This is a genomic window from Pedobacter sp. AC464 (genome assembly GCF_979253075.1).
Window position 1 is genome coordinate 1,546,345 of sequence record NZ_CEEDBV010000001.1, and the last position, 12,348, is coordinate 1,558,692.

Sequence of the window (12,348 nt, forward strand, 5' to 3'; positions counted from 1 at the left end):
GATGCAGAAAGCAAAAAAAATTTGCATTTTGGCTGAAATCGCCGTAAAATAGATTTAATTTCGAATTGATAGATGTAACATTTTTTCGAAAACCAACGATAAATAAAAAACGTTTTAAACCCATGACGACTGAGCACATTCAAGAACAATTTGACAACTACATACGACTGCTTGAAAAGGCACATGAAATAGATAACGACATTGATGCTTCTATTACAGAAACTGAAATTTCAGAGCTTGAGGAAAAGCGGCTGAGGTACAAAAACCGGATGAAAGCCATTCGCAAAAACCTGATTTCCTTAATTGAAGAAAGTGGCGAAAAATATACTGTTTACAATACGCTAACCAAAAAACAAACATCCCTTTATGTTGAAGAAGGCAATTTGAAATACCACGAAGATTAAAAGCCGAGTGATAAATTGGGTTGAATATCGATTAACCGGTGAACTTGGTTATTTCTACAAAACAAAAAATTCAGGGCACAGAAAATCTTTACCAAAGTATTGTTTAGTATTTGGTAAAGATTTTTGTGGTCGACTTAAGCTTTTCTTTTGCCGATTTACTCGAACTGGTTCTTAATTAGATAACCGGCGGTTTTGAGCATTACTTCTTTTTTAAACAAAGAAACATCAGACCACATCATCTCCTCCACTAGGTCTTTCAATTCATATTTTGGATACCAGTTTAGTTGCTCGTTTGCTTTACTCGGATCGCCAATAAGTAAATCGACTTCTGTTGGGCGAAAATAGGCGGGATCTACAGCCACAACGACTTTGCCAGTTTCGATTTGATATTCATAATTTCCGCAACTGATAACAAATCCCTCTTCGTTTAAACCTTCTCCCCGCCAACCTAAAGTGATATCGAGCACACCAAAAGCGAGGGTAATGAATGCCCGTACTGTGGTTGTTACGCCGGTAGCGATTACATAATCTTCAGGTTTTTCCTGTTGCAAAATTAGCCACATGGCTTCCACATAATCCTTTGCATGGCCCCAATCCCGTCTGGCATCAAGGTTCCCTAAATATAGCTTTTCCTGAAGGCCCAAGGCGATTTTTGCAGTCGCTCTGGTAATTTTCCTGGTTACAAAAGTTTCACCCCGCAACGGACTTTCGTGGTTAAATAAAATACCATTACAGGCAAACATTTTATAGGCTTCGCGATAATTGACGGTAATCCAATAAGCGTAAAGCTTAGCAACCGCATAAGGCGAGCGTGGATAAAACGGAGTGGTTTCACTTTGCGGCACAGCCTGCACCAGGCCATAAAGTTCTGAAGTTGAGGCCTGATAAATTTTAGTTTTGTGTTCTAACTTTAAAATTCGCAATGCTTCCAATAACCTCAAAGTTCCGAGGCCATCAGCGTTTGCGGTGTATTCCGGCGCATCGAAGCTAACTTTTACATGGCTCATTGCGCCAAGGTTGTAAATTTCATCTGGCTGCACCTCCTGTACAATTCTAATTAAGTTAGTTGAGTCGCTTAAATCGCCGTAATGGAGCCGAAAACGCACATTTGCCTCATGCGGGTCTTGGTATAAATGGTCGATGCGGTCTGTATTAAAAGAAGAGCTTCTTCGCTTAATGCCGTGCACTTCGTAGCCTTTGTCTAATAATAATTCGGCAAGATAAGCCCCATCCTGCCCGGTGATTCCGGTAATTAATGCTTTTTTCATAAAATTAGTTTCAGTTTGTAGGTTGATGAAAGGTTAAAAATCTCATCATTCGGTTATAGGTTGATTAAAAAAATTTCCTTAGTGTTATGATGGCCGTCCTGATTCGGGTTTTTATTGTTCCGAGCGGAATGTTGAGCGTTTCAGCAATTTCTTCATGCGTGTAACCTTCGTAGTAAAACAATTCCAGTATCGCCAACTGCTGGGTACTCAATAAGCTTATCAATTGTTTTAACCCAATCCCATCAGGATTAAAGTTACAGCTATGTTTTATGCCCAATTGATTTTGAGAAAACTCTAAAGATTGGTTCAACTTATTATTTCTGCTTGTTTTTAACCGGAGGTGATCAATTGCTACGTTGTGGGCAATTGCTTTGCTCCAGGTTAAAAGTTGCGATCTACCTGCGTCATACGTATTAATACGGCTGTCTATTTTTAGAAATGCATCATGCAAAACATCTTGTGCTGTTTCATACTGTGGAATGATTTTCAGGATTGTAAAAAGTAACTCTGATGAGTGATTTCGGTAGAGATCATTTAGCAGTTTCTTTCCATTTAATGCTGTTTTGGGCGCAACCGGATAGGCGCCCGGTAAAAGGGTGTGCTTTTTAGGAATGTTTTCCTGGTAGGATGTCAAAATCATAGAGGTGGTTTTTAGGATTTTTTCTGTTTTAATTCTTCATTTTTCTTGCTGTTTTATTATTTTTTTTGGTTCATTTTTTCTTATCCGCAGTTCTAGGGTTGCTCAATCCTTAAAACCTGCAGCTCTGCACACGTATAAGTACGGTAACCCGTTGTAATACTTATAGTTGCGAATTGAAATTTAAAAATTTTAATTGGGATTTTAAAACTAAAAACTTGCAAAAACCGTATAAGATTTCCACAAAATCAATAACTATTGTATCATTTATTAGCCTGATTTATGGAAAAAATGTTAAGCCTAGAGCGCCCGGGAATAAACTACAAATTGTACCTCGGAAACCTGAACGAATTGCCGCTGAATTCGAAAATTGTCATCAACACCATTAACCAATATTCTTACTGTATTGCAAGGCAGGATCAAGAATTTAAAACAGCCCTCACAAGTTCTGATGTGCTTCTCCCCGATGGTGAAGGCGTTTGCCTGGCCGAGCGTTTACTTACAGGCAAAAAGGTGAAAAAAATTTCGGGTACAGACCTTCATCTTTATCTGCTCGGTACCTTAAACAGTCAGTTCGGGAGGTGCTTCTACCTTGGATCCTGCGACGAAACTTTAGAAAAAATCAAACTTAAATTAAAAAATGAGTACCCGAATTTAGAGGTTGGTTATTACGCACCACCGTTTAAAGCATCATTTGATTCAGCAGAAAATGAAGCCATGGTTAAGGCGGTAAACGATTTCATGCCCGATGCGCTGTTTATCGGGTTAACGGCACCGAAACAGGAAAAGTGGTCTCAACAATTCAAAAGCCAGATAAATGCAAAATTCATCTGCTCTATAGGTGCCGTTTTTGATTTTTATGCTGAAACCGTTAAGCGTCCGAGTACATTTTTGGTTCGCCATAAACTGGAATGGATGGGAAGGTTAATCAGCAATCCTGCGAAAATGTGGCGCAGATATCTTTACTACGGCCCCGTCTACATATTTTATATTCTAAAATTAAAGTTTTCAGCCGTTAACGGGAAAAACGCTTAGCAAAAATCAATCATCCTCTATCTCTATGACACAACGATACACCAATCTCCACCGGGTTTTCTTCCTGATAATGGATCTTATTGCCCTGAATAGTCTTTTTTTATTACCGCTACTAATTTTCGATAAAAACCCGCAGTCAGATTTACGAGATTTAATAATACTCAATCTAATTTCCAACATCGTTTGGTTACTAAGCTCTTATATACTTGCAGCCTATGTTATTTACAAACAGGTAAACCTTCATATTTTAGCAAGGCGAACTGCAGTTTCCTACCTGATATTTGCGCTCACCATTAGCACTTTTATCTACCTTGGCAGCTTTCACAATCCAATTTATTTTGCGCTAAGTATCGTACTGGGCTTCGGAATTGTGCTACTAATTTCCAGGCTAATTTTAATCAGCTATGTGCTTTACACGCGGTCTAACAGCAAGTTTTTTCAGAAAATAATCATCATCGGTTATAATGAAACTGCAAACGCCCTGATACAGTCGTTTTCTTCTTCGCAAAGTAATTTGCGCTGTTTAGGCTGTTTTGATGATCTTGAACTACAAGAAGGCAATTCCAGCTTTCAATACCTCGGACGGATTTCTGCCAGTTTGGATTTTGCAAAAGCGCACGAAATATCGGAAATTTATTGCACCCTATCTCCGGAGAAGTTCCCCTATCTATATGAGCTTGCCGAAACAGCTGAAAAAGAGTTCATTAGGTTCAGATTTGTACCAAATATTTACAAATTCTTAAACAGAAAGGCACATTTGGATTTTGTAGATGAAATGCCGGTTTTATCGCTCAGACCAGAACCGATGAACTATGCCACAGCGCAGCTTAAGAAAAGATTCTTCGATATTTTCATCGCTTCGATAGTTATCATCTTCATCTTATCCTGGCTTTTACCAATTCTGGCAATTATTATAAAGATCGATTCAGACGGACCGGTGTTTTTCAGACAACAGCGTGGAGGGAAAAACAACAGGGGCTTTTCCTGCATAAAACTTCGAACTTTAAAGCAAAGCGCAAGCATTGCGGGCACTGAAGTTCAGGTTAAGCATGGCGATAACAGGTTAACGAAAGTTGGCCGCTTTCTTCGCAGAACCAATCTCGATGAGCTTCCACAGTTTTTCAACGTACTGTTAGGCAACATGTCGGTTGTTGGCGCCCGCCCGCACATGCTACAACACGACATTAGTTTTGCATCTATTGAAGCGAGATATGCTGTGAGGTTACTATCAAAACCCGGCGTTACCGGTTGGGCTCAAATAAATGGTTTGCGTGGCGAAATTAAAGAAGCGATTCAACTCAGAAAACGAATTGACTATGATATATGGTACATCGAAAACTGGAATACCTGGCTGGATTTAAAGATAATTTGGCTCACGGTACAGAAAATGATCACCGGCGATAAGAATGCCTATTGATGGCATCATCATAAATTTTAATGAGCTGATTATAGTTAGCAAGGGGGCTGTATGTATTTTCATACGTTTCCCTTGCTATTTTTTTGAAGTGCTCTTTAATCTCCGGAGGAAGGTTTTTATAATAGTCGATCTTCAGTCTTAAATCCTGGTCATTTCCTGCTTCAAATGTTAAACCGTTTTTTCCATTAGTTACAATGTTCTCAATGTTGCCAAGTGCGGAAGCAATCACGGGAGTCGACTTCGAAAAGGCTTCTATTAACACCATTCCAAAAGTTTCAAACCAGCGTGATGGAAAAATCAATGCTTCAGCATGTTCTAAAAGCTGAGCGATGTTGCCGGCCGGCTGCTGACCGAGATATTCGATGTTGCTATTATTCCTTATCGCATTTAAAACCATTGGCTCGAGCGGCCCTGACCCAACAATTTTTAACTTACTGCCGGTTTTTGAGAATGCATTTAACAAAGTTTCAATCCCCTTTTCCTCTGTCAACCTTCCAACAAACAGAAAATATTTATCCTCGTCGCTAAAAAAGCTGTTTTTAGCAGCTTCCGTAAAGTTCGGCTTAACAATAAATTTTTCGGGACTTACCTGAAAATTCGAACTTGCAAACAATTCTTTAGAATGTGCGCCCAAAACGATGAAAGCATTCACTTTGTTATAAGTTTTTAGCTTTTGATGAATGTAATTGGCGAATGCGAGCCAAAAAGTTAAAAGCGTAGAATTTTTATAGGCACCAATTTTTACTGCTTTCCACGGAAAACCAGAGGATAGTGATTCTAAAAAGATTTTCCCATTAAAAAACAGACTTGCCGACGGGCATAATAACCTGTAGTTATGGAGCGTTAAAACGACCGGTATTTTTAGCGAATGAGCGGCATAAATAACAGACGGCGATGCGGCGAAATGCATGTTGTGAATATGCACCACATCTGGCCTAAATGACCTGATTTTCCTCTTCGCCCTGATAAAACTTTTAATATTAAATGGTAAAAAGATAAGTTTTAGGAGCGTAGCCTGGCTATTATCAAATTGGAGCAGTTCGACCTCGTGCCCATTATTTTGAAGGAGTTTAACCTCATTAAGTACAACAGTATCTTCACCACCACTGCGTTTATAAAAGGTATGAAGAACCAAAATTTTCATTGCTCTACTTTTTTAGTTGAGTTGGTTAATTTGATAAACTCATTCCTTAGTTTTCTTACAACGAGGCTTTTTAGTGCGTACGGTGCTTTAATTTGTTTCTGGAGTTCGGCTACAACATTATCAGCAGGCGAAAAATTAAAAGTGCGGTTTTTTCCTTCATCAACCGGCGTTATCAGGTAATTTACACCAGAAGTGTTTGTAGATTGTTCATCAAAGCCAATATTGCTCACCTTAGATAATGTTGGGTAAATTACCTTCAGCCTGTTTTCTGCAACGTGCGTTTGCATTTGTATATCCCAGGTAGATATTCGTCCGTCTATTTGTTTTTCGAGCATTCTTACTAAATCAAAACCCTCCGCATTTAAACGTCTTTTAAATCCGGGCGATGTTTGCATCAGCTTCAAAAGTTCTGCTTCATCCCAAATGATGTTGCTGAAGCGATTAGCCCAACCGCCCCATCCGTACGAACAGAATCTTTTATACACGATTGTATCGTAAGGGTAGTTTTGCATTTTGATTGGAAAAACATAAGCGGTTACGCAAAAAACTGAACTATCGTTTTTGTAGTATTCCAGAGCATCAACTAAAAATTTAATGTAATTGGAACTTACAATCAGGTCGTCTTCAACGATGATAAACTGTTCATAGTTTTCACTTAAAAAAGTAAGACCAGCTTTAAAATTTGGCCCGGTACTTAAATTTTCGGGTCTGTAGTGCTTAATAACCGACCTGAAGCCCTGCAACTCATCAATAAATTTCCTAACTTCATTAATTGGCCGTTCGTCTGCACCTTTTTTTGGTCCATCGCTGAAAAAAATAATATCCATTGTTGCGCACTCCGGATTTGTTAATAGTGCTTCTATGCACCTTTTTAGCTTCGAAACCCTGTTGTAGCAGAACACGCCTATAACTATCGAATTTTCCATTATTTCTATCTTTTTAAAAGTTGCCACAGTCCGGGAAAAAGCGTTTTCGCCCAGATTTTAAAAAAAACCGCTACCTTATGCGTCGGGAAATGTGTTTCGATAAAACCCATATACTCTGCATAAGCCAGGCCTTTCGGACTTCTTAAATGTGCAATTCTTTGTTTTAAAGTTCTTTTAAGGTCAGTTTTATCATTCAAATTGTCATCTACACAAGTGCCGAGCGCCCCAGGGGCAACAACCACCTTAAATCCGGCCTTCTTGGCTCTTAGTGTATAGTCAAAATCCGCAATGCTGTGCGTGAAATTTTCCGATAAAATTCCAATTTGGTCTGTAATCAATTTCGGGACGAGCATTATATTAGCATTAGCCATATCACAATCCAAAAATTCCGTTTCACTGAAAATATTGTAACAAGGCACTTTTTTTTGATTCAATAACCTATGCCCGCCGTAAGAAATTTGGTTCTTTGCCTCATCTAATGTACTCCCAACCACAATTGCGTTTGGCGTACTATTATTGCTTGTGTAGTAGCTCAGCAAAGTGCTGATGCAATTATCCTTTAATACCGTATCATCATTTAACAAAAGGTAGTAATCTGGCCTGGTTTGCAACGCCGCCGACCATGAACTGCGCATGCCACCAGCCCAAAAAAGATTTCCGTTGCCATTGAGTACATTAACTTTCGGGTAGTTTTTTTTTACTTCGATGGCTGTTCCATCAGAAGAGTTATCATCTGTTAAGTAAACCTGCAGGTTGATGTTGCTATCCATCTTTTGTTTAAAAAGGCTTTCCAGACAAGGAAGTGTTTTGAACTTTCTATTAAATGTTGCTAAAAGGACTGCTATTTCCATATCTTACTTAGTTGAAAAAAGTCTTTTTACCCGTTTTTTGAGCGCTCTGTAATAGCTATGAAAATAATATTTGCTGTAACCGGACAAGCTCAGGTGCGGAACGCCCAAATAATTCCGAATCTTTTTTGTGTAGGTTTTGTGCGGTAAATTGACTCCGAAGTTTGGGGTTCGCACTATCAAATCTTCATAAAGGTCTGATAATCCAAACGTTTTCTCTGCCGGCAGGTGCCAAATGGCAACATTAACATCTGTTGGCTCTACATTTCTGTAAAACACAGGATTTGTCCAGATGCGTTTTAAATATGTTTGGTTTTTGCTGGCTTCGAATTTGTTTTTATAATAGATAAAACTGAGCGTTTGCGCCTCTTCGTTAAATTTCGGGAGATTTTGCTCATGCCTTTTCAAAAGCTGGGGCCAAAGCTGCAAAAAGTCGTTAAAAATGATGTTGATATTTTTTACGCTTGCGAGAAAAAACTCGCCGAGATGATAACCTGGTATAAGGTCAACTTTTTCGCCCAGCAAATCTTCGTAAAGCACTTTCATGTCTTTTCTGCTTAAGCCATGAATCACCAAATCAGTTGTGCAGTCATCCTCAAAAGATGCAAAACCTTTAGGCGCAGCATATCTAAAGAGCGAATCAACGGGTTGTGTGAAAATACAATCAGAATCGAGGATTAGATAGTGATCATTTGAATTTTGGTTATTTTTTGAGATGTACTCAAGAATTGAGAATTCGTAAAACTGATTTTGAAACAGATTGAAATAGCCCTTTGGTGTTTTGTAATTAAAATCTGTGTAGATAATTTCAACTTCAAGGCTTTTTAAATCTTCGGCAACATTGCGTCCCTCGAGAGTTGGAATATTTTTGGTATTGCTAAAAAGTATGTGTTTTTGACTTTTATTGAACCTTTTACTCGTTGCGAAAAACAATAGAATACATCGCCAGTAAATATTCTGATGTTTTTTTCCCGACGATTTTTCGCCGGTTTGCGGGTAGATGCTTTCCTCTCCAACTGCGTCAGTACAAATCCAGGTACAAATATGATCCATAGTTACGTTAGTTTAATGTTTTCAGGAACCCTTTTGTTCAATAAATCAATTGGTTGTGCTTCTAAATTTTCATGGTTTTCATCAGTTGTTTCCAGATAATAAAGACATAAACCAACAATACCCCAGAATATGAGCGGCAAAACATAGCTAAATGAAAATATAAGGCCCGACAGCGAAAAGGCAATTAAAATAATTGATTTTTGGTTGAGGCTCTTGCTGAATGCTTTCCACGCAAGGTAGATGAGGAAAAAATATTTCATCAGTAAACCTAAAAAACCGTGGTAGAAAAGCATTTCCATAAATCCTTCATGAAAATGTTGTCCTGTTTTTTCTGGCCACCAATCAACAAGTGGATTTTTCATCTCAAAACCTTCAAATGTCCATCCGAAGAAGGGCTTTTCTAAAACCATTGGGAAGTACACTTCACGCTGATCTGCCCTAAACTTTCCGGTTCCATCTTCTTTTGCGGGGTCGAAAATTTCGCTAAATCTGTCTGAAAAAAACACTAATGTACCGGGAGATGCCTGGTAAACAGTAAATACGATAAGAGCAAGGAGCAGCAAACCACTAAGCGATGTTCGTACCAATCTGGAAATGGGAATAAGATAGTTTCTTAAGCTTATAAAAAAGTAAATGCCGATTGCAAAAATGCTGCTTGCCCACACAGACCGATGCTGGTGCACCACGATTACGGCAACACAAAACAGAAAGATGAGCAAATCGGTAACTTTAAGTTTTCTTAGAAACTGGTTAAGATACCAGAGCAAGGGCACAATCATCATGAAAATGGAGCGGGCATGGATAATTCTGCTATCACCAGAGAACGGGCCATAATCTTCCATATCTACCTGTTCCAAACTGAAAGAAAAGCCACGGCCATAAATAATCATGAAAACCACGTATAAAATCAAGTAAAATTGAGCAACCAATTCTAAAATATCCAGGCTATAGGAGCGGGCGATAAACTTTATGAAAATGGTAAAAACGACTGGAAATAATATGGTGAATAAAGTAAGTTGCTGGAAAATGCTGCCGTAAACGAGCATAGATTCGAATAAAAGCCTGATTATGAATACACAAAAAAGACCGATGTAAATTTTCTCATCGCGGTTTAGGCTGCTGAAATTATAAAGTACGAATGCAAATATGGCAAGGCTCAACAACTTTTCGTACATCAACACAATATTCGATACGGGCAATACCAGCCATGAAAAGGTGTTTTCCATCAGAAAAAAAGTAAAAAAAAGGAGCAATATTTCTTTTACTGAAAACTCGTATTTTGAAATTCGAATTAAATAATCCATTAAAAAAATGCTTTAACTTTTCTAACTACTTTTGGAACAATGTGCGCAAGTTGTAATGCATTTAAAACCTGGTTTAGCACAATAGTTTTTGCACTATTTCTGTTGTCATCCCATTTTATGGGCCGCTCGCCTTTTAAATACATGCTTTGGAAAATATCTTCCTTTTCTGGGATGATGGCCCTGTAGATTTCGGCCTTTTTATCGACCAGCTCTTTGTTAATGTAACCAAGGTGCTTTAATCTGAAATTCGTATTTCGTTTTAAACCCTTTATTCCTTTAACATTGGGAGAATCTATTATTAAATCCTGAAAATAACCGGAAGCGTTTTCTCTCCACATTAACCTATCGTGCCCGGCCGAATAGTTTAAGCGATACAAGGACCCTGCAAAATGGGTACGATTCATAAAATGAAAACGCCGGAAAGCATATTTATTGAAAACTCTGCTCTCCATCAATTTGTCAAAATCTGCCCGGGTTAGTTGTGGCTCAAAAATTTCATCAATGTCAATCCACAGGCACCAGTCTGGCTTTCTCAGTCGCACCCGCTCATAAAGCAGGTTTTTATCCCGGCCTTCATTGTAACCTTCTGTTCGCACGATATCAACCACTTTCGGGTGCCTCTTTAAAAGGTCAAAGGTTCCATCGGTAGAGCCATTATCCAGAACCACAATTTCGTCGGCTATCTTTTCCATGCAGCTTAGCCATTCTTCTGCGAAAAAAATACCGTCTTTAACGCGGAGCATGATAACAAATTTTGCCATATTAAAAGGTTTGTTAAAGTACCTGCTTCCTAAACCGTTTTAAATAAAATCCTCTAAACACGTTTTGCAGCAAACTTTTAAGGTTTTTATCTACAGCTAAGAGCAGCAAAAAAAATAATATTAAGAAAGCCAGTCCATTTAACAGTAAACTGGTAATTTGCATTGATAAAGGAATGAGGTAACTAACACCTCTCGAAAGCGCCAAACTTAGGGCGCCACCTACCGGAATGATGATTAACCATTTCCTTAAGATGGAAAACGCGAATATTTTATCGAGGTAACCAATCTTGTGCAGCCGAAAACTGAAAAGCACAAAATCGATTACGATACTTACGGCAACCATGGCCACAAGTAAGCCTACCAGGCCAAAATGTTTACCTGCAAAATAGAAAAGTACGCCCGAAATAACTCCTTTTAATATGGTTATAAAGCTGTTCGTTTTTATATCGCCTAAGGCGTATGCCATGTTCGCCATAAAATAACCTATCAGGGTAAAAAAGAAAGAAGCAACAAGTAAGTAAATAACTGTGTTTCCGGCATACTTGCCTGCGCCGGTCCATACGGTGATTAAATTTTTGTAATTGCCTACAAAACAGAATGCTGCAAAAATTACCGCATAGGCATAATAACTAAACTGGTTGTAGATTAAAGATTTAATTTCCCAGACGTTGCCTTTACCGTTTGCATGCGAAATGAGCGGCATTAGAGCCACCGAATGCCTGCCCAAAAGCGATTGTGACATCTGAATGGGCCTTTTGTTGATTTCGAAGATCGTAATCATCCATGGGGCGATAAACCTTGCCAAAACAATCATATCCAGGCTTGCAGAAAAGCCTCCTATTATTCTCGAAAGTGATGTAAAGGAGAATATCCGGATGAACTTTTTAAGATGTGAAATTTGATAGATAATTTCGAGGCCTTCGCGTTGAAGCTGCCTTCTAAGTGCAGAAAAATTATAAATGTTTATATAAACAGCCCTGACAAGGTTTGCAGATGCAATCGAAATTACGCCGTAACCAAGGTATAAAAGGATGATATTGGTAATTAGAAACACAAAGTTTGCAGACAGAGCGCTAATTGCGACGGGAGCAGAATTTTGAAGTCCCTGGTTAATTCCTGAAAGGCTAAACGACACCAGAGACATTCCGGTCGCGATTATCGACAACAATAATGCAGTTTGCAGTCCCTCGTATTTCGAAACATCTTTATTAATGATTGTACCAATCAGGAAGAAAAATATGATGCCTGCTATTATCGCAACTACCAGAATAATTAAAGCCGTTATAATTCCTGAACCAATGGTAAGGTTAATTTCATGCACATCATTCTGACCCCTCAACTGGGCAATTTTCTGTTGCAAAACATCTCCAACCCCAGGGTCAGCTAAAGTCATCCAGGCGAGAATATTGCCCGTAGCCAGCCATAAGCCCAATGTAGATGCATCTATTTTGTGAAGGTAAAGGGGTAATAAAATTAAGGCGTTAAATATATTTGTGATCACATATCCATACTGAAAAATAAAATTCCACTTTAGTATGTTTCTATTCATAA

At 38.6% G+C, this 12,348-nt stretch carries 12 protein-coding genes; 3 read left to right on the plus strand and 9 right to left on the minus strand.

Annotation, left to right across the window (positions count from 1 at the left end; genetic code table 11):
- The first annotated feature begins 122 nt into the window (after nt 1-122).
- The gene (locus AC0IWT_RS06665; protein ID WP_056871024.1) at nt 123-404 is read left to right on the plus strand and encodes a hypothetical protein; all 282 of its coding nucleotides are present in this window, start codon (nt 123-125) and stop codon (nt 402-404) included.
- A 155-nt stretch (nt 405-559) separates the two neighbouring features.
- On the opposite strand, the gene gmd is transcribed toward AC0IWT_RS06665, so the two are convergent.
- Entirely contained in the window at nt 560-1,672 is a 1,113-nt protein-coding gene (gene gmd, locus AC0IWT_RS06670; protein ID WP_471796523.1) for a GDP-mannose 4,6-dehydratase, read from the minus strand.
- 64 nt (nt 1,673-1,736) lie between these two features.
- Nucleotides 1,737-2,312, minus strand: coding sequence for an RNA polymerase sigma factor (locus AC0IWT_RS06675; RefSeq protein ID WP_471796524.1), 576 nt, complete (start codon nt 2,310-2,312; stop codon nt 1,737-1,739).
- 279 nt (nt 2,313-2,591) lie between these two features.
- Here AC0IWT_RS06675 and AC0IWT_RS06680 point away from each other — a divergent pair, with 279 nt between their 5' ends.
- Both AC0IWT_RS06680 and AC0IWT_RS06685 read left to right on the plus strand, forming a co-directional pair.
- Nucleotides 2,592-3,344 carry a WecB/TagA/CpsF family glycosyltransferase gene (locus AC0IWT_RS06680; RefSeq protein WP_471796525.1) on the plus strand — a complete coding sequence of 251 codons (753 nt, stop codon included), beginning with the start codon at nt 2,592-2,594 and terminating at the stop codon, nt 3,342-3,344.
- Nucleotides 3,345-3,369: 25 nt separating this feature from the next.
- Nucleotides 3,370-4,761: an exopolysaccharide biosynthesis polyprenyl glycosylphosphotransferase gene (locus tag AC0IWT_RS06685; RefSeq protein WP_471796526.1), complete on the plus strand. Its 1,392-nt coding sequence runs from the start codon at nt 3,370-3,372 to the stop codon at nt 4,759-4,761.
- Here AC0IWT_RS06685 and AC0IWT_RS06690 read toward each other — a convergent pair.
- Genes AC0IWT_RS06690 through AC0IWT_RS06720 form a run of 7 tightly spaced genes read right to left on the minus strand, consistent with a single transcriptional unit; the run spans nt 4,736 to nt 12,346 of the window.
- A complete protein-coding gene (locus tag AC0IWT_RS06690; protein WP_471796527.1) occupies nt 4,736-5,905 on the minus strand; it encodes a glycosyltransferase family 4 protein in 1,170 nt (389 codons plus the stop codon). The genes AC0IWT_RS06685 and AC0IWT_RS06690 overlap by 26 nt on opposite strands.
- Nucleotides 5,902-6,831, minus strand: coding sequence for a glycosyltransferase (locus tag AC0IWT_RS06695; protein WP_471796528.1), 930 nt, complete (start codon nt 6,829-6,831; stop codon nt 5,902-5,904). Before AC0IWT_RS06695 ends, AC0IWT_RS06690 begins: the two co-directional genes overlap by 4 nt.
- A 5-nt stretch (nt 6,832-6,836) precedes the next feature.
- A complete protein-coding gene (locus tag AC0IWT_RS06700; RefSeq protein WP_471796529.1) occupies nt 6,837-7,682 on the minus strand; it encodes a glycosyltransferase family 2 protein in 846 nt (281 codons plus the stop codon).
- A 3-nt stretch (nt 7,683-7,685) separates the two neighbouring features.
- A complete protein-coding gene (locus AC0IWT_RS06705) occupies nt 7,686-8,732 on the minus strand; it encodes a hypothetical protein (protein ID WP_471796530.1) in 1,047 nt (348 codons plus the stop codon).
- A 2-nt stretch (nt 8,733-8,734) separates the two neighbouring features.
- Nucleotides 8,735-10,036 (minus strand): O-antigen ligase family protein, encoded by a 1,302-nt coding sequence (locus AC0IWT_RS06710; protein ID WP_471796531.1) that lies wholly within the window; start codon nt 10,034-10,036, stop codon nt 8,735-8,737.
- Nucleotides 10,036-10,797, minus strand: a complete 762-nt coding sequence (locus AC0IWT_RS06715) for a glycosyltransferase family 2 protein (RefSeq protein ID WP_471796532.1) — start codon at nt 10,795-10,797, stop codon at nt 10,036-10,038. Before AC0IWT_RS06715 ends, AC0IWT_RS06710 begins: the two co-directional genes overlap by 1 nt.
- A gap of 13 nt (nt 10,798-10,810) precedes the next feature.
- Nucleotides 10,811-12,346, minus strand: a complete 1,536-nt coding sequence (locus AC0IWT_RS06720) for a lipopolysaccharide biosynthesis protein (RefSeq protein WP_471796533.1) — start codon at nt 12,344-12,346, stop codon at nt 10,811-10,813.
- Nucleotides 12,347-12,348: the final 2 nt, after the last annotated feature.